Origin of the sequence: Sphingobium sp. LMC3-1-1.1, assembly GCF_040676285.1 — a bacterium.
Classification (GTDB): Bacteria; Pseudomonadota; Alphaproteobacteria; order Sphingomonadales; family Sphingomonadaceae; genus Sphingobium.
The window spans coordinates 191,831-207,552 of the sequence record NZ_JBEGHQ010000056.1 but is presented as its reverse complement, the minus strand read 5'-3'; the positions used below and the strand labels follow the sequence as shown (position 1 = coordinate 207,552).

Sequence of the window (15,722 nt, the reverse complement as noted above, 5' to 3'; positions counted from 1 at the left end):
GTCCCCCTCAGCCCACGAGAATGGCGGTGTCGGAAGTGAAGCTGTACTTCGGCACTTCCAGGTTCTTAGGCGCGGGTCCCTTACGGATGCGGGCCGCTGTGTCGTAGGACGAGCCGTGGCAGGGGCAGAAATAGCCGCCGAATTCGCCGCGATTCTCACCCTCGCCCGCGCCCAGCGGCACGCAGCCCAGATGGGTGCAGACGCCCATGGTGATCAGCCACTGCTTCTTGCCGTCGACCGTGCGCTGCTCCAGCGTCTGCGGATCGCGAAGGGTGGACGGATCGACCTTGTCGGCCTCCGCGATTTCCTTTTCGGTCAGATGCCGGACAAACAGCGGCTGCGACCGGAAGGTGGTCTTGATCGCCTGGCCGGGCTGGATCGCCGAAAGATCCACCTCCGTCGAAGCAAGCGCCAGCACGTCGGCGCTGGGGTTCATCTGATCGACCAGCGGTATGACAACCGCGACCGCACCCACCCCGGCAAAGCTCACCGCGGCGATGTTGATGAAATCGCGACGACGAACACCGTCGCTGCCGCCTCCATCGGAGACGGATGCCCCCTCACTCTCCAAATGTTCAACGATCGCCATGCACCTCAACCCTTGCAAGAACGTCCCTGACCCCGCCGCATTGCCCATTATGGCTATGTTATCGGGAGAGCCGCAGCGCCCATAGGGATGGGCGCGCCTTTCCCCCTGGCGCGGTTTGCAGGCCTGATAACCGTAGGATGCGCCATTTGCCAAGCCTTTTAGACAGGCTAGGAGAATTAACCGCACTGTTCTATGGCGCGGCGCATGCGTATCGCCCTTTATCAACCCGAAATCGCTGGCAATGTCGGCGCGATTCTGCGCCTTGCCGCCTGCTTTTCCGTGCCGGTGGACATCATCATGCCGATGGGTTTCGCTTTTTCCGATGCGAAGCTGAAGCGCGCGGCGATGGACTATGGCGCGGCCGCCGATATCACCAGGCATGCCAATTTCGATGCCTTCGATGCCCGGCGCAGGGCCGAAGGACGCCGGCTGATGCTGATGAGCAGCCACGCCTCGCAACGCTTGCCGGAGGTGGAATTTCGCGCCGACGACGTTCTGCTGATGGGATCGGAGAGCGCGGGCGTACCCGACAGCGTCCGCGATCTGGCCGATGTGCGCGTGCGCATCCCCATGGCGCCGGGCTTTCGGTCCTTGAACATCGCCGTTTCCACGGGCATCGCGGTAGCCGAGGCCCTTCGCCAGACTGGAAGTTTCCCGCAATGACAGAGTTACCGAAAATGACCTTGGCGCTCGACCCGCAACAGCAATCCGCGCGCGACTGGTTCGAATCACTGAGGAACCGCATCTGCGCCGAATTCGAGGCGATCGAGCGGGAGGCGGGATCCGACGCCCGCTTCGACTATGTCTCCTGGGATCGCGAGGCGCCGGACCTGGCCCCGGGAGCAGGCGGCGGCGGCGTGCGCGGCGTCATGAAGGGCAAGGTGTTCGAGAAGGTGGGCGTCAACGTCTCGACCGTAGGGGGCGCCTTCTCGCCCGAATTCGCGAAGACGATTCATGGGGCGAGCGAAGACCCGCACTTTTTCGCCACCGGCATCAGCCTGGTGGCGCACATGGCCAACCCCCATGTCCCGGCCGTGCACATGAACACGCGCTATCTGAGAACATCCAAAAGCTGGTTCGGCGGCGGCGCGGACCTCAACCCTCCCCTGCCGCGGGAGCAGGACACGGCATTTTTCCATGAAGTGCTGAAGGCCACCTGCGACGCGCATGACGCGGACTATTATCCCCGGTTCAAGGCGTGGGCGGACGATTATTTCTTCATCCCCCATCGCGGCGTGCATCGCGGCGTCGGCGGGATTTTCTACGACCATCTTGAGGGCGATTTCGACGCCAACTTCGCCTTCACGCGCGACGTCGGCGAGGCATTTCTGAAGGCCTTTCCCCCCATCGTCCGCCGCCGCATGCATGAAAGCTGGTCGCAGGAGGATTATGCCCGCATGCTCGAATGGCGCGGCCGCTATGCCGAATTCAACCTGGTGCACGACCGCGGCACGCTGTTCGGGCTCAAGACCGGCGGCAATGTCGACGCGATCCTGATGAGCCTGCCACCCATGGCAAGCTGGAGCTGAACATGGGCCTGGCGCCGGTTCCCGACGACCAGATCGCGACGATCGTCACCCATCTGGAAATGCGGGAACGGCCGAAACCCGCCCCCATCCCGCCCGCCCCATTATGGCTGGTGCCGTGGAAGGCGCCCGCGCCCGCAGCCTATCGCGCGTTGTTCCGGCGGGTGGGCGAACCGTGGCTCTGGTTCTCCCGCCTGGTGATGGACGATGAGGCTCTGAGCACGATCATCCAAGATCCCGCGGTCGAGGTCTATGCCGTCACTGATCCGCGGGGCGTGGAGGTGGGGCTGCTGGAACTGGACTTTCGTTCACTGCCCGACTGCGAACTGGCCTTTTTCGGGCTGATCCCCGAACTCACCGGCAAGGGGCTGGGCCGGTGGCTGATGGCGCAGGCCAAGGCGCTGGCCTGGCGCAGGGAGGTCACGCGCTTCTGGGTGCACAGCTGCACGCTCGACAGCCCGGCGGCGCTGGGATTTTATCGCAAGGCCGGTTTCGTGCCCTACCGGCGTGAGGTTGAGACCTTCGCCGATCCGCGGCTGGCGGGGCTTTTGTCCCTCGACGCCGCACCGCATGTGCCGGTGCTGGGTCAGTTGCCCACCGCCTGACGATAAAGCCGCGCCAGCATCACCAGCATATAGACCTGCACCACCGTCGATACGGCGGCGGCAGCCACGCTGCCGATCAGCCGGCCGCCGGTCGGACCGCCGATCAGCGTCCCGACCAGACCGAACACCGCCTGCGCCGCGCCGCCGACGATGGCCGACAGCAGCGTCAGCGCCACGATGAAGCCGAACAGCCGCCAGAAATGCCCCTTGGTCAGCGCCCAGCCATGGCGCAGCGAAGCCATGACGCCTTCGGTCCCGTCGATCACCACGGGATTGAGCAACAGCAGCCGCACGCTCGCGAAGATGGTCACGGCCACGACGCCCGCGCCCAGCAGCAGCCCCAGCGCCGCGCCGAGAGGCTTGGCGATGAGCGACAGGATCGTCACCACCAATGTGGCGGCGATCACCGCGCCCGCGAGGAAGCCGGCAACCACCAGTGCCACGCCCAGCAAAACCGGAAGGCGCGCAAAGCTCAGCCGCAGTGCCTCTCCCACGCTGATGCCGGGCCGCAGCGCAAGCGCGAACAGGGTCAGCGATCCGAACCAGATGATGATCACCGCCAGCAGCATCGCCAGCCAGAAGCTGCCCGGAACCTGCGGCATGGTGCTTTCCGCCAGGTTCCATTTGGCGAGTTCGGGCGGCGTCATCTCCTGCAGGATGAGGCCCGGCAGGGCGACGAACAGCAGGGCGACGGGAAACAGCAGGCTGCTTTCGCGCGCGACAAAGGCCACCGCCTCCTCCCACGCCTTGCCGATGGACATTGTCGCCATATCTCTTAAGCCCTGTTCCCTGTCCGATACTCTGAAAATCGCGCAGGAGACTTGATCGCTCGCTCTGCCCAAGTCAAGGAAACGCCATGTCCCGGCAATCCCCTTCCCCGCAATCCCCGGCCGAACAGGCTTCCGCCATCCAGAACGTGGAATGGCGCGTCGAACATGCGCCGGTCGATTACCCCCAGGCTCTCGCGGAGATGGAGGCGCGGGCAGCCGCGATCTTCGAGGGGCGGGCCGCCGAGCGGGTCTGGCTGCTCGAACATCCGCCGCTTTATACGGCAGGGACCAGCGCCGATCCCGCCGAACTGCTCGACCCGCGCTTTCCGGTGCACGATGCGGGGCGCGGCGGACGCTATACCTATCATGGGCCGGGCCAGCGGATCGGCTATCTCAACATCGACCTGCGGGAAAGAGGCAGGGACGTCCGGAATTTCGTCCATCATCTGGAAGGATGGATGATCGACGCGCTGGGCGATTTCGGCATTGCGGCGCGGCGGGCGGAGGGGCGGATCGGGATCTGGACCGACGACGCCCAGGGGCGGGAGGCGAAGATCGGCGCGCTGGGCATCCGGGTGCGGCGCTGGATCACGCTTCATGGCTTTTCGATCAATGTCGACCCCGACCTGTCCCATTTCGGAGGCATCGTGCCGTGCGGCCTGGCCGAATATCCCGTGACCAGCATGGCCGCGCTGGGCGTCCAAGTTCCGATGGCAGAGCTGGACTCGGCGCTCGCCCGGCATTTTCCAGCCTTTATCAGCCGCCTGCGCCGGTGTCCCGCCGCCGACGAAGCAGGGGTTGAGCAATGCGGAACGGGCCGCTAGGGTCGCGGCCTTCGCCAGGTGGGGGGCTGCCGGGCATGCCGCACGCTTTAGGAGACCCGGATGCGTCCTGACGTCAAGACGACAATGGCAATATTGATTTCGGCCGGATGCATGATGCTGGCCGGATGCGGCAGCAAGAAGGAAAGCAGCACCGCCGTCCCCATGAACAATCTGGAAGTGGTGGACGGCACCACGACCGACGCCATGACGGATCTGGACGGCGTGCAGAGCGAGGGCGCGGCCATGGCGCTTCCCGCCAACCGCAGCGACAATGCGGCCGCTCCGGCGGCAGCGGCGAATGAAAGCGAGGCCAAGCCGGCGGCCGATACCGAAGTGCTGTCGGATCAATAGGCTGGCGCACGCGTTCAGGCATGATACAGACGGGCGGGGGATAGTTTGCAGCGCTCGTTTCAAAGAGGGATTTCGATGACATTGCGTGATGTGGGTCGTTCCATGGGGCACCGATCCTTTGGGCGCACGGCCGCCCTGCTGTTGGCCATGACCGGAGCAGTGCTGGCGACGCAGCCGGCGAGCGCGCAATTCTTCTGGTCGCCGCCCGATTTCTCGAGCCCGCCCCTTACCGATGCCGAAGCCACGACCGCCCTCGGCCTGCCGGGTGCGACGCCTGCGGAGGTCAAGGCGGGCCTGGTATGGAACCTGCGCGCGGCACTGAACGTCGCGGCGCTGCAATGCCAGTTCGAACCGACGCTGCTGTCGATCAGCAACTATAATGCCATGATCGCCCATCATGACGCCGAGCTGGACTCAGCGCAGGCGACTCTGCTGGGCTATTTCCAGCGCACGGTCGGCAAGGGCAAAGCCGGCCAGATGGCGTCGGACCAATATGGCACGCGCATCTATTCGGGCTATTCCACGGTGCAGGCGCAGCGCGGCTTTTGCCAGGCGGCGGGGCTGGTCGGACGACAGGCGATCTTCGCCCAGCGCGGTACGCTGAACGAGGTGGCGCGCAACGGACTGGGGTCGATCAAGAAGTCGCTGGTCCTGGCAGGCGAGCAATTTTACGGCGATCCGGGCCGCAGCTATTCGCTGACCCTGCCGTCCTTCGACCCCAAATGCTGGAAGAAGGGCAAGATGCTGCCGGCCTGCCAGCTTGCATGGAACCAGAAGATCGGGGTCCAGCCATAAGGATGGGCGCCCGATAGCGGACCCGTGATCTTCTCCCCTTCGGGGGAGAGGGCCGAGCGCGGGGCCACCACCCCGCCCCACGACCGTCAGCCGTCAGCGCAATCCCAGATATTTATGCGACTGGAGGCTGAGCCGCCAGCGCGGCCGTCCCATCACCAGGTCCACCGCCGCCTGCGCGTTTTCCGCTGCCTTCGGATCGTCGAGCGGCTGGACGAGCCAATGATCGAAGGCCCATCGCTCCATATCCTCGACATCGGTCAGGCTGTGCCCCTGCCCCGGCTGCGGCCAGACCAGCTTCAGCTCATTGCCGCTGCGCTGCACCACTTCGCTGCCTGCCTTGGGGCTGATGCAGACCCAGTCAAGCCCCGGATGCGCAGGCAAGGTGCCGTTGCTCTCGATCGCGATGGCAAAGCCGCGGGCATGGAGCGCATCGACCAGCGCGTCATCGATCTGGAGCATCGGCTCCCCGCCGGTAAGAACGATGTAGCGCCCCTCCCGGCCCTCGCCCCAGAAGGCCAGTGCGGCGTCGGCCAGGCCGTCCGCATCGGTGAACTTGCCGCCGCCATCGCCGTCTGTCCCGACGAAATCCGTGTCGCAAAAGCGGCAGATCGCGGTTTCCCTGTCCTGCTCCCGCCCGGTCCAGAGGTTGCAACCGGCAAAACGCAGGAAAACGGCCCGGCGCCCGGCATGGACGCCTTCCCCCTGAAGGGTCAGGAACATCTCCTTGACGGCATAGCTCATGGCTTCAGGGCTTCTTCGCATAGACGGTGGGATCGGGCAGGCCAGCCTCCACGAAACCCTTGGACCGCAGGCGGCAGCTGTCGCACAGGCCGCAATGGCTGCCGTCCGGCGTCGGATCGTAGCAGGACCAGCTCAACCCTGCATCCAGCCCGAGCCGGTCGGCTTCGCGCACGATGTCGGCCTTGCTCATATGCTGAAGCGGGGCATTGATCCGGATCGGATGCCCCTCCACCCCCGCCTTGGTGGCCAGCGCGGCCATCTTCTGGAAGGCGTCGATGAACTCCGGCCGGCAATCGGGATAGCCCGAATAGTCGAGCGCATTGACGCCGATGAACACGTCGTTCGCGCCCACCACCTCGGCCAGCCCCAGGGTCAGCGAGAGGAAGATGGTGTTGCGCGCCGGCACATAGGTCACCGGGATTCCCTCGCCGACGCCACCCTTCGGCACGGCGATGTCGGCGGTCAGCGCGGACCCGCCAAAGGCGGTCAGGTCCAGCGGCAGCACGATATGCGAAATAGCGTTCAGCGCTGACGCCACGCGCGCGGCCGCCTGCAATTCCAGCCGATGACGCTGATTATAGTCGATCGAAAGGGCGAACAGGCGATAGCCCGCCTCGCGCGCCAACCCGCCCGCCACCATGGAGTCGAGCCCGCCCGACAGCAGGACGACAGCGAATTTTCCGTTATGGGCAACCATGAGCGCCGCGCTACGCCTCCCGACGCATCAGCGCAAGCCGGTCACGTCCGGAGCGCTTTTCGCTAATGGCAGGCCCCAAGCCAGCGGCCCTCCAGCGCAAAGGCAAAGGGTGCACCGTCGGCGATGCCCTGCGACTGGATCTGCACCAGCCGGGAGGTTTCGATGCGCAGGTCCGTTCGCCCATTGCCCGCCGCGCCGCATTCATAGGTGACGACCATTCGCCTGGCGGCATCGCTGACGGTGAAGCTCTTGCAGGCATGGCCCGCATGGCGGCTTTGCAGAAGCTGGTTGAGGCTGGATATGCAGAGCCTGCGCGCCGGGCCGTCCTCGCCCCGCTCGCGCAATTCCCATTCGCCCGTCTCCAGCCCCTTTGGCAGGCGCGACACGGGCGCCGCCGACTGGACGCCGGAGACCGTCATGATCATCACCATCGCCGCGCCAAGGGCGCGCAGCTTCGCCGTCATTCCGATCCCCCTGTCGACCGTTGCTGAACTGGATCAGCCTTGCCCGTCAATTGCGGCAATTTCATAGCAAGATCCGGAAGGGCCGCTCATTCATCCGGGAAGCTGGTCTGGAAAGCCGGCCTCCGGGAAGCTCGAAAGCGCGACCGGAAAGAGACGCGAGCAAAAGGCGCAGTCGACGCCGATAATGCCCTGGTCATCCGCCATGTCCGCCCGCTCCGCCGCGGGAAAGCGGCCGATGACGCTGCGGATATGCTCCAGGTCGCAACGGCACCCCTTGCTGAGCGCCGTGGGATCGGTGACGCGCACCTCCTCCTCTTCATGGAACAGCCGCCAGACGATGTCGGACAGCGGCAACGCGGCGTCGGTCAGCTCCGCATCCTTGAGGGTATGGGCCAGCGCTTGGACATGTTCCCATTCGGGATGGTCATGGCGGACATGCAGCCGTTCCCGCCCAACCTCCCCCTCGGGCAAGTGCTGGAGCAGCAGGCCCGCGGCCAGACACCCCTCCCCCGCATCGTGGCGGGTGGCGATCTGGACGATGCTGGGGATCTGTTCGGACTGGAAGAAATAATGTTCCGCCGCGTCGGCCAGCGATTCGCCGTCCAGGGGGACGATCCCCTGATAGCGCTCGCCGGTCACCGCCTGGTCGAAGGTGATGGCCAGATAGCCCTTGCCGAACAGCCCGAACAGCGTTGGATCAGGCCCCAGTTCGGCAAGCCGGTCGGCGTCGAACTTGGCATAGCCGCGCACCTCGCCCGCCTTGTAGTCGGCCACAAGCAGGCTGACGACGCCATTTTCGGTCTGCGCCTGAAGCGTGAGCTGCCCACCCGCATCCTTGAGCGTCGAACCCAGCAGCACCGCCAGCACCAGCGCGGAGGCAAGCAGCCGCTCGATCTGCGGCGGATAGGCATGGGCGGCAAGGACATCGTCGAGGACCGGCCCCAGCCGCACGATCCGCCCGCGCGCATGGCGCGAAGGGATGGTGAAGCCAAGGGCCTGGTCGAGTGTGGCGGAAGAGGTCAAGTCAGGCTCCGTACAGCGCGCCAGGACACGCCGATCATGCAAAGGCGATTAGATAGGGGGCGATCGTCGAGCTTGCAAATGGGCTTGGATTGGGTCGGGCAGCCCCCCTCCTTGAAGCACAACTGCTCCTGCGCGGACAGGAGCACGGCCCGCTTAGCGGCGGCCAATGGCCAAACAACAGCTCATCCAAGCCGCCCCAGCGCCCAGAGCAGCACCGACTTCTGCGCATGGATGCGGTTTTCCGCCTCGTCCCAGATCACCGACTGCGGGCCGTCGATCACCGCTTCCACCACTTCCTCGCCGCGATGGGCGGGCAGGCAGTGGAGGAATTTCGCCGTCGGCCGGGCCAGCGCCATCAGTTCGGGCGTCACCTGATAGGGCATCATCGCCCTCAGCTTCTCCTCGGCATGGGCCTGCCCCATGGAAATCCAGGTGTCCGTGACGACGATGTCCGCGCCCGCGACCGCCGCCTGCGGATCGCGGGTGCGCAGGATGTCGGCGCCACGGGCCTGCGCCTCGGCTTCGAAGGATGGGTCGGGATCATAGCCCTCCGGCACGGCGATACGCACGCCGAACTTCATGAGGCCCGCCGCCTCGACGATGGAATGGAGCACATTGTTGCCGTCGCCCAGCCATGCCCACTGGCTGCCGGGCAACGCCACGCCATGCTCCACCACGGTCAGCAGGTCAGCGACGATCTGGCAGGGGTGCGACAGGTCGGTGAGGCCGTTGATCACGGGAACGCTGGCATGATGGGCCATTTCCTCGATCTTGGCATGATCGTCGGTACGAATCATGATGGCGTCGCACATGCGGCTCAGCACGCGGGCGGTGTCGGCGATGGTCTCCCCACGGCCTAGCTGGCTGGTCGCGCCGTCGAGGATCAGCGACGTGCCGCCGAGTTGGCGGATCGCCATGTCGAACGACACGCGGGTCCGGGTGGAATTCTTCTCGAAGATCATCGCCAGCGTATGGCCGGCGAGCGGCGCGTCCGCATCAGCCCTGCCCTTGGGCCAGCTCGCGCGCGCCGCCTTCCGATCGATGGCGTCGGCGATCATCGCGGCGATCGCATCGCCGCCCGCGTCACTCAAATTCAGGAAATGTCTGGTCATTGAAGGTCTTCCTTCAAATCGCCGTTCGTCCCGGGCAGCCCGTCGAGCATGTCGCGTTCACGTATCGAACGGTGGATGTTTCGATACATGTCTTCGACGTCGCCCACTAGCTGCGCGGCACGAACGGCAGGAATGTCAGGCCGCAGCCTCCGCAAAGCTCCGCGCACCGGCCGAAAGCCGTTCGACGCATTCCGCGACATGGCTTTCCTCGATCACCAGCGGCGGCAGGATGCGCACCACATTCTGCCCCGCCGAAACGGTCAGCAGGCCGTGATCGTCGCGCAGATGCGCCACGAAGGCGCGGGCGTCGAAATCATCCTTCAGCTTGACGCCCAGCATCAGGCCCAGGCCGCGCACATCCTCGAACATGTCATGGTTGGGAATGAGCTGCTCCAGCGCGGAACGCAGGCGCGCGCCCATGGCCTGCACATGGTCGAGGAAACCCTCGCCCAGCACCTCGTCCAGCACGGCCATGCCCACCGCCATGGCCAGCGGATTGCCGCCATAGGTGGAGCCATGGGTGCCGAACACCATGCCCTTGGCCGCTTCCTCCGTCGCGAGGCAGGCGCCCAGCGGGAAGCCCGCGCCAATGCCCTTGGCCACCGCCATGATGTCGGGGACCACGCCATATTGTTCATGGGCAAAGAACGTGCCGGTGCGGGCATAGCCGCACTGCACTTCATCCAGGATCAGCAGCAGCCCCTGCTCGTCGCACAGCTTGCGCAAGCCGGAGAGGAATTCCTGCGTCGCCGGGGTCACGCCGCCTTCGCCCTGCACCGTTTCCACCAGGAAACCGGCGGTGTCGTCGTCGACGGCCGCCGTCGCAGCCGCCAGATCGTTGAAGGGCACCACGGTGAAGCCGGGCAGCAGCGGTTCGAAGCCGTCACGCATCTTGGGCTGGCTGGTGGCGGAAATCGTCCCGAGCGTCCGCCCGTGGAAGGCGTTGTCGAAGCTGATGATCTTGTGCCGGTGCGCCTGGCCATTGGCATAATGATAGCGGCGCGCGGTCTTGATCGCGCACTCCACCGCTTCCGCACCCGAATTGGTGAAGAACACCGTGTCGGCAAAGGTCGTGTCGACCAGACGCTGCGCGAACTTCTCGCCCAGCGGCATGCCGTAGAGGTTCGACGTATGCATCAGCGTCGCGGCCTGATCCGCGATCGCCTTGACCAGCCTGGGATGGCCATGACCCAGCAGGTTGACCGCGATGCCGCTGGCGAAATCCAGATAACGCTCGCCGCGCTCCCCGATCAGATAGCAGCCCTCGCCTCGGACCGGGCGTACATCGCACCGGGGGTAAACGGGCATGAGCGGCGTAATCGACATGGTCCTTCCCTTTCTGGGCTGATGCAAACAAAGTCCGAAACGCAAAAAGGCGGCCCCCGCCGGGCCGCCCTTTGCGAGCGCTGCCTATACAGGCGCACCTTTGATGGCGCAACCCCGCGCGGCATGCCTTGTCTTCAGCCGATCTGGTCCCACGCCTCCGCGATCTCGCCGACCATCAGGCGGGCCTGCTCGACCGGCGCGGCATCATGTTCCTTGGCGCCGACCAGCAGCAGGCGCCGGGCCTCGCGGTAGATCTGGGCAAGGCCGGTGGCGATGTCTCCGCCCCTGTCGAAATCAAGGCTCGATTCCAGCGCGAACAGGATCGACATGGCGCGGGCCTGCTTGTCGGAAACCTTGAGCCGGTCGCCATTGCGTTCCGCCAGCGCGGCGGCGTCCAGCGCCAGCAGCAGCTCGTCGAACAGCACCTTGACCAGCGCGTGCGGCGTCGCTCCCTCGATCCGGCTGCCCGAATGGACCGCCGCATAGCGCCGCGCCGCTGCCGTGCCGCCGAACCCGCCATGATTGTAGAACATGATATTCCGACCCCTTTGATATTCATCTTCCGCGATTTCTCAGTCAGCGATCGATCCGACCGCCTGGAAATCAGTTGTCGTTCTTGGTCCAGAGGGCGACCTGCTGCTGGAGATAGCTTTGCGTCGCCTTCATTGCCGACAGACGCGTCTCCATGGCCGAATAGACCTTGGTGAGCTGGTCCTGATAGTTGGTCATCTGGGTATCGAGCTTGTCGAGCTGATCCGTCAGTTCCTTCGCCAGCTTCTCATATTTGTCCTGCGTGGTGGCGAGCGGCCCGCCATCCTTCTTGATGTTGTCGCGCACGCTGTCCATCAGCCCGGCAATGCCGATATTCGTGGCTGTCTTGACCGACGGGTTCAACAATTGCGTGATCGCCTTCGGATCCGCGGCGATCGCCTGGTCCAGCGCCTTGGTGTCGAGCGACAGCGTACCGTCGCGGTTGGTGCTGACGCCCAGGTCGTTCAGCGTCCTGTAGGTGCCCGTGCTGCTGAGCGCGGTCGACACCATCTGCGACAGCTGCCGCTTCATGTCGCGGATCGATGAATCCCCGTTCAGCACGCCCGCATTGGACGAGTCGGTGCCGGTGGATGTCGCCGTGTTCAGCGCCTTCATCAACGTGTTGTAGGCATCGACGAATTCGACCATCAGGTCGCGCATCGACGTGGTCGGCTCGGTCGTGGCGAGCGTGACGCTGGTTCCCGGCGCCGCCTTGTTGACGTCGATGCGCAGATAGGGGATCGCGCTGTCGATGGTGTTGCTGGCATAATGCTGCTCCACGCCGTCGAGCAGGATCACGGCGTCGCCCGGATCGGCGGCGCTGGCCATGGTGCTGCCGGCGGGCAGGCTGGTCTTGGTCCAGGCGAACTGGTCCAGCGACGCACCACTGGCGTCGGGCGTGGAGGAGGAAACCGTCAGCGAGATTTCATTGGCCGCGCCGGTCGGCCCCTTCATCATCAGGCGGGTTCCCTGCGAATCAGTGATGACGGAGGCGGTGACCCCGGTGCCCGACGCGTTGATGGCGGCGGCCAGGCCGGCATAGCTGTTGTTGGCCGAGGTGATGGTGATGGGAACGGCAGCACCGGAACCCACTTGCAGCATCAGCGTGCCGGTACCGACGGTCGCCGCAGCGCCGCTCGCCGCATCGCTGTTGGCGTTGACGGCAGACACCAGGGTCCGGCTGGTCGCCAGGTTGCGCACTTCAAGCTGGGCGGGAAGGCCGCTCGGCGTACCGCCGGGCAGCGCGCTGACCGCGGCGATGCTGGGGTCGTTGGAAGCGGGCGTCCCCGAATAGCTGGTGCCCGACAGCAGGCTGTTCATCGCGTCGGCAAAGGTATCGAGCGAGCTGGAGGCCGATGCCAGGGCGGAAATCCGCGCGGTATTCAGCGTCTGGCGGCTGGTGATGGCCTGCTGGCGCGGTTCCTTGGTGGCGCTTACCAGGCTGGAGACGAGCGACGCGGTGTCGATGCCCGATCCCGCGCCTAGCGCCGTCAAGATGCTGCTGCTCACCGAAGTCATTGGGCCGTCCTTTCAGAAGAGAGAACGGCCGTAGCGCGAAGACCTTTAGGAATGATTTTCGCGCTCTCGCAGGCGCCCTGTTCAATGCGCGGCGATCAGATGCCCGGCGAAAGGATCTGGTCTACCGCGCCCCGGCGGACATTGGCCTGCGCCGCATGGGCATGGGCGGCCTGCTCCGCGATGCGCTTGGCGATCCGGATCGTGCTCTCCACCGCTTCCTTCGAAGCGGGAGGCAGGGGAACCAGCACCTGCGGCGCCGGCAACATCGACTGTATCTCATCGGCCGCGCCCTGGACCGTCGCGGTGCCACCCTGGCTGCGCAGATCACCCAATATGTCGGCTATGCGGGCATGCACCTTGGCATATTCGGCGCTGCTGGCGATGCTTTCCTCGGCGGCCGGCTGATCCTCGGACATGGCCCGCCTGGGGGATTGTCCGCCCTGCTGCGTGGCAGCGGAGGACGAAACCGGCTGGATCGCGGACATGGCGGAGGGTGCGCGGGTCGCGCCGCGATCTACCGACAATTCTGTCCGCGAAATATAGTCGTTCATGACGCACCATCTTAATGCGTCCCCGTGAAGATTATACGGATATTAAGTCCTAAACCTAAGTTAAGGACGCCAGATTTTCGTCAAGCATATGATTATCAAGAAGATTTTTTGCCGTCCGCATCGAAGCGCAGATCGTCCGGCACGGTGATGAAGGGACGATCCATCTCGCTCGCCATCCGATTCTCGACCCGGAAGACGAAGGCGAGCACGGTCGCGACCGCCATGTACAGCCCCTCATTGACGATCTGCCCCGCGCGCGAGGTGAAGTAGATGGCGCGCGCCAGTTCGGGATATTGCAGCACCGTGACGCCATTCTGATCCGCCAGCTCGCGGATCGCCGCGGCCACCGCGTCGCAACCGCGTGCCACCACGACCGGCGCGGCGTCCTGTCCGGGCTTGTAGCGCAGGGCAACGGCGAAATGGGTCGGGTTCGTGACGATGACGCTCGCCTCCGCCACGGCCTTGCGGGTCGAACCGCTCAGCACCTCATATTGCTTGCGGCGGATATGCCCCTTCAGTTCGGGCGAACCTTCGCTCTCCTTGTGCTCGTCCTTGATTTCCTGCTTGGTCATCGACAGCCGCCTGGACCGCTGCATCAACTGGGCGGGGACGTCGATGCCCGCGATCAGGAACAGGCCGCCCGCCATGACCAGGCAGGTGAGGATGAACATGTTGCCAAGATCCGCCATGGCGGGCGCCAGCCCCGCCCTGCCCAGCCCGACGATCTCCGTCAGCCGGTCCCAGATCATCCAGACGCCGATCGCGCCCAGCAACGCGACCTTGGCAACGGACTTGACGAGTTCGACCAGCCCCTGAACCCCGAACATCCGCTTGAGGCCGGCGGCGGGATTGAGCTTCGACGCCTTGGGCGCGAAGGCGCCGGGACGAAAACCGAGCGAGCCGAGCAGGGCCGGCCCCGCAACGGCCGCGAGCAAGGTCGCCAGCAATATCCCCGCGACCGGCAGGGCAATGCCGGACAGCAAGGCGAAACCCCGGTCGGCCGGGGCGAAATTGATGATGTCCTCGCGCCGGAAACGCAGCGCCTCTATCAGCATATCGGACAGGGATTCGACCATCGAAGGCCCGGTGACCGCCATCCAGCCGATGCCCGCCATCACCACCAAAGCGGTGGCGAGATCGCGGGACTGGAGAATGTCGCCATTCTTCGCCGCGTCCTTCAGCTTCTTGGCTGTCGGTTTTTCGGTCTTTTCGCCGCCGCCATTGCTCCCGGCCATGGTCAGCGCCCTTCCGCGATCATCTGGGCCTGCTCCAGTCCGGCCTTGAGCGCGGCGGTGATCCCCTCGCCCATGATCGGCGCGGTGACGGCAAGCAGGATGAGCCCCGTCATCAGCGCCACCGGCATGCCGACCGCGAACAGGTTGAGCGCAGGCGCGGTGCGGGCCAGCATACCCATGACGATCTGCACCAGCACCAGCGCGAACCCGACCGGCAAGGCGATGGTGACGCCCGCGCCGAGCAACGCGCCGCCGAATTCGATCAGGTGCCAGACCGCATCATTGCTGAGCATCGCGCCGCCCGGCGGCAGCGCCTGATAGCTTTGCACGACAAAGCTCACCAGCATCAGATGCCCGTCCATGGCGAGCAGCAGGAAGGTCGAGAGGATGGAGAGGAACTGGCCCACCGCCTGGGTCGCCTGGCCGGAGGACGGATCGACCATCGCCGCGAAATTAAGGCCCATGGTGTTGCCGATGGCTTCGCCCGCGACCAGCGCGGCGGCATAGCCGATCTGCACCGCAAAGCCGATGGCCAGGCCGGCAAGCACCTCGCCCGCGACCAGCATGACACCCTGGAAGCTGGCGACGCCGTCGGCGGGAAGCTGGATATGCACGCTGTTGAGCGCGGCCATGCCCAGTGCCAGCGACAGGATCAGGCGCAGTTGCAACGGCACGGCGGGCGCGCCGAATACCGGGGCGGCGATGAACGCGGCGCCGGGGCGGATCATGGCGATGAGCCAGATCCACAGCTGGACTTCGACATTGGCGAAACCCGGCGCGATCATTGGAGCAGGTCCGGTATGCGCTCGAAAATCTCGCGCGTGAAATCGGCGATCAGCACCATGATGGAACCGCCGAACAGCACCAGCATGGCGCCGACGACGATGATCTTGGGGATGAAGGCCAGCGTCTGTTCGTTGATGGAGGTCGCCGCCTGCACCATGCCGATGACGACGCCCGCGATAAGGGCCGGGATCAGGATCGGCGCCGCCGCCAGCGCCGTGATCCACAGCGCCTGCTGCGCCAGCCCCATGAAGAAATCGGCGTTTTCCATCCCTTTCGCC

At 65.3% G+C, this 15,722-nt stretch carries 20 protein-coding genes; 6 read left to right on the top strand and 14 right to left on the bottom strand.

Annotated elements, in window-relative coordinates; translation table 11 throughout:
- Positions 1-7: 7 nt before the first annotated feature.
- Entirely contained in the window at positions 8-589 is a 582-nt protein-coding gene (petA, locus tag MRBLMC3_RS19810; RefSeq protein WP_363831627.1) for a ubiquinol-cytochrome c reductase iron-sulfur subunit, read from the bottom strand.
- Positions 590-781: 192 nt separating this feature from the next.
- On the opposite strand from petA, the gene MRBLMC3_RS19805 reads away from it, so the two are divergent.
- Genes MRBLMC3_RS19805 through MRBLMC3_RS19795 form a run of 3 tightly spaced genes read left to right on the top strand, consistent with a single transcriptional unit; the run spans position 782 to position 2,720 of the window.
- Entirely contained in the window at positions 782-1,252 is a 471-nt protein-coding gene (locus MRBLMC3_RS19805) for a tRNA (cytidine(34)-2'-O)-methyltransferase (protein ID WP_363831626.1), read from the top strand.
- Positions 1,253-1,266: 14 nt separating this feature from the next.
- Entirely contained in the window at positions 1,267-2,118 is an 852-nt protein-coding gene (hemF, locus tag MRBLMC3_RS19800) for an oxygen-dependent coproporphyrinogen oxidase (protein ID WP_363831701.1), read from the top strand.
- A 2-nt stretch (positions 2,119-2,120) separates the two neighbouring features.
- Positions 2,121-2,720 (top strand): GNAT family N-acetyltransferase, encoded by a 600-nt coding sequence (locus MRBLMC3_RS19795; protein WP_363831623.1) that lies wholly within the window; start codon positions 2,121-2,123, stop codon positions 2,718-2,720.
- On the opposite strand, the gene MRBLMC3_RS19790 is transcribed toward MRBLMC3_RS19795, so the two are convergent.
- Complete coding sequence (locus MRBLMC3_RS19790; protein ID WP_133653799.1) at positions 2,702-3,490, bottom strand: hypothetical protein; 789 nt, start codon at positions 3,488-3,490, stop codon at positions 2,702-2,704. The genes MRBLMC3_RS19795 and MRBLMC3_RS19790 overlap by 19 nt on opposite strands.
- Positions 3,491-3,576: 86 nt before the next feature.
- Here MRBLMC3_RS19790 and lipB point away from each other — a divergent pair, with 86 nt between their 5' ends.
- From lipB to MRBLMC3_RS19775, 3 genes are all read left to right on the top strand, one after another.
- The gene (gene lipB / locus MRBLMC3_RS19785) at positions 3,577-4,314 is read left to right on the top strand and encodes a lipoyl(octanoyl) transferase LipB (RefSeq protein ID WP_363831621.1); all 738 of its coding nucleotides are present in this window, start codon (positions 3,577-3,579) and stop codon (positions 4,312-4,314) included.
- A gap of 60 nt (positions 4,315-4,374) precedes the next feature.
- Complete coding sequence (locus tag MRBLMC3_RS19780) at positions 4,375-4,665, top strand: hypothetical protein (RefSeq protein WP_133653801.1); 291 nt, start codon at positions 4,375-4,377, stop codon at positions 4,663-4,665.
- 75 nt (positions 4,666-4,740) lie between these two features.
- Positions 4,741-5,460 (top strand): hypothetical protein, encoded by a 720-nt coding sequence (locus MRBLMC3_RS19775; RefSeq protein ID WP_363831618.1) that lies wholly within the window; start codon positions 4,741-4,743, stop codon positions 5,458-5,460.
- Positions 5,461-5,553: 93 nt separating this feature from the next.
- On the opposite strand, the gene queE is transcribed toward MRBLMC3_RS19775, so the two are convergent.
- The 12 genes from queE to fliQ form a co-directional block, all read right to left on the bottom strand.
- Positions 5,554-6,201, bottom strand: coding sequence for a 7-carboxy-7-deazaguanine synthase (gene queE / locus MRBLMC3_RS19770; RefSeq protein WP_363831615.1), 648 nt, complete (start codon positions 6,199-6,201; stop codon positions 5,554-5,556).
- A 4-nt stretch (positions 6,202-6,205) separates the two neighbouring features.
- Entirely contained in the window at positions 6,206-6,898 is a 693-nt protein-coding gene (queC, locus tag MRBLMC3_RS19765; RefSeq protein ID WP_363831612.1) for a 7-cyano-7-deazaguanine synthase QueC, read from the bottom strand.
- A gap of 62 nt (positions 6,899-6,960) precedes the next feature.
- A complete protein-coding gene (locus MRBLMC3_RS19760) occupies positions 6,961-7,362 on the bottom strand; it encodes a DUF3617 domain-containing protein (RefSeq protein WP_363831610.1) in 402 nt (133 codons plus the stop codon).
- 90 nt (positions 7,363-7,452) lie between these two features.
- On the bottom strand, positions 7,453-8,385 hold the full coding sequence (locus MRBLMC3_RS19755; RefSeq protein ID WP_363831607.1) for an Hsp33 family molecular chaperone HslO: 933 nt from the start codon (positions 8,383-8,385) through the stop codon (positions 7,453-7,455).
- Positions 8,386-8,567: 182 nt separating this feature from the next.
- On the bottom strand, positions 8,568-9,497 hold the full coding sequence (gene argF / locus MRBLMC3_RS19750; RefSeq protein WP_363831604.1) for an ornithine carbamoyltransferase: 930 nt from the start codon (positions 9,495-9,497) through the stop codon (positions 8,568-8,570).
- Positions 9,498-9,632: 135 nt separating this feature from the next.
- On the bottom strand, positions 9,633-10,823 hold the full coding sequence (locus MRBLMC3_RS19745) for an aspartate aminotransferase family protein (RefSeq protein ID WP_363831601.1): 1,191 nt from the start codon (positions 10,821-10,823) through the stop codon (positions 9,633-9,635).
- Between the two features lie 134 nt (positions 10,824-10,957).
- Positions 10,958-11,356, bottom strand: coding sequence for a flagellar export chaperone FliS (gene fliS, locus MRBLMC3_RS19740; RefSeq protein ID WP_133653809.1), 399 nt, complete (start codon positions 11,354-11,356; stop codon positions 10,958-10,960).
- A 70-nt stretch (positions 11,357-11,426) separates the two neighbouring features.
- On the bottom strand, positions 11,427-12,872 hold the full coding sequence (gene fliD, locus MRBLMC3_RS19735) for a flagellar filament capping protein FliD (protein ID WP_363831599.1): 1,446 nt from the start codon (positions 12,870-12,872) through the stop codon (positions 11,427-11,429).
- A 95-nt stretch (positions 12,873-12,967) separates the two neighbouring features.
- Complete coding sequence (locus MRBLMC3_RS19730; protein WP_363831596.1) at positions 12,968-13,423, bottom strand: hypothetical protein; 456 nt, start codon at positions 13,421-13,423, stop codon at positions 12,968-12,970.
- 95 nt (positions 13,424-13,518) lie between these two features.
- A complete protein-coding gene (flhB, locus tag MRBLMC3_RS19725) occupies positions 13,519-14,658 on the bottom strand; it encodes a flagellar type III secretion system protein FlhB (protein WP_363831593.1) in 1,140 nt (379 codons plus the stop codon).
- Positions 14,659-14,660: 2 nt separating this feature from the next.
- On the bottom strand, positions 14,661-15,443 hold the full coding sequence (fliR, locus tag MRBLMC3_RS19720) for a flagellar biosynthetic protein FliR (protein WP_363831591.1): 783 nt from the start codon (positions 15,441-15,443) through the stop codon (positions 14,661-14,663).
- Positions 15,440-15,712 carry a flagellar biosynthesis protein FliQ gene (gene fliQ, locus MRBLMC3_RS19715; protein WP_025548552.1) on the bottom strand — a complete coding sequence of 91 codons (273 nt, stop codon included), beginning with the start codon at positions 15,710-15,712 and terminating at the stop codon, positions 15,440-15,442. The genes fliR and fliQ overlap by 4 nt, the downstream gene beginning before the upstream one ends.
- Between the last annotated feature and the right edge of the window lie 10 nt (positions 15,713-15,722).

What these genes read in the sequence shown, in the direction of transcription:
- petA (WP_363831627.1), bottom strand. Translation starts at nt 589, where the DNA reads ATGGCGATCGTTGAACATTTGGAGAGTGAGGGGGCATCCGTCTCCGAT.
- MRBLMC3_RS19805 (WP_363831626.1), top strand. Translation starts at nt 782, where the DNA reads ATGGCGCGGCGCATGCGTATCGCCCTTTATCAACCCGAAATCGCTGGC.
- hemF (WP_363831701.1), top strand. Translation starts at nt 1,267, where the DNA reads ATGACCTTGGCGCTCGACCCGCAACAGCAATCCGCGCGCGACTGGTTC.
- MRBLMC3_RS19795 (WP_363831623.1), top strand. Translation starts at nt 2,121, where the DNA reads ATGGGCCTGGCGCCGGTTCCCGACGACCAGATCGCGACGATCGTCACC.
- MRBLMC3_RS19790 (WP_133653799.1), bottom strand. Translation starts at nt 3,490, where the DNA reads ATGGCGACAATGTCCATCGGCAAGGCGTGGGAGGAGGCGGTGGCCTTT.
- lipB (WP_363831621.1), top strand. Translation starts at nt 3,577, where the DNA reads ATGTCCCGGCAATCCCCTTCCCCGCAATCCCCGGCCGAACAGGCTTCC.
- MRBLMC3_RS19780 (WP_133653801.1), top strand. Translation starts at nt 4,375, where the DNA reads ATGCGTCCTGACGTCAAGACGACAATGGCAATATTGATTTCGGCCGGA.
- MRBLMC3_RS19775 (WP_363831618.1), top strand. Translation starts at nt 4,741, where the DNA reads ATGACATTGCGTGATGTGGGTCGTTCCATGGGGCACCGATCCTTTGGG.
- queE (WP_363831615.1), bottom strand. Translation starts at nt 6,201, where the DNA reads ATGAGCTATGCCGTCAAGGAGATGTTCCTGACCCTTCAGGGGGAAGGC.
- queC (WP_363831612.1), bottom strand. Translation starts at nt 6,898, where the DNA reads ATGGTTGCCCATAACGGAAAATTCGCTGTCGTCCTGCTGTCGGGCGGG.
- MRBLMC3_RS19760 (WP_363831610.1), bottom strand. Translation starts at nt 7,362, where the DNA reads ATGACGGCGAAGCTGCGCGCCCTTGGCGCGGCGATGGTGATGATCATG.
- argF (WP_363831604.1), bottom strand. Translation starts at nt 9,497, where the DNA reads ATGACCAGACATTTCCTGAATTTGAGTGACGCGGGCGGCGATGCGATC.
- MRBLMC3_RS19745 (WP_363831601.1), bottom strand. Translation starts at nt 10,823, where the DNA reads ATGTCGATTACGCCGCTCATGCCCGTTTACCCCCGGTGCGATGTACGC.
- fliS (WP_133653809.1), bottom strand. Translation starts at nt 11,356, where the DNA reads ATGTTCTACAATCATGGCGGGTTCGGCGGCACGGCAGCGGCGCGGCGC.
- fliD (WP_363831599.1), bottom strand. Translation starts at nt 12,872, where the DNA reads ATGACTTCGGTGAGCAGCAGCATCTTGACGGCGCTAGGCGCGGGATCG.
- MRBLMC3_RS19730 (WP_363831596.1), bottom strand. Translation starts at nt 13,423, where the DNA reads ATGAACGACTATATTTCGCGGACAGAATTGTCGGTAGATCGCGGCGCG.
- flhB (WP_363831593.1), bottom strand. Translation starts at nt 14,658, where the DNA reads ATGGCCGGGAGCAATGGCGGCGGCGAAAAGACCGAAAAACCGACAGCC.
- fliR (WP_363831591.1), bottom strand. Translation starts at nt 15,443, where the DNA reads ATGATCGCGCCGGGTTTCGCCAATGTCGAAGTCCAGCTGTGGATCTGG.
- fliQ (WP_025548552.1), bottom strand. Translation starts at nt 15,712, where the DNA reads ATGGAAAACGCCGATTTCTTCATGGGGCTGGCGCAGCAGGCGCTGTGG.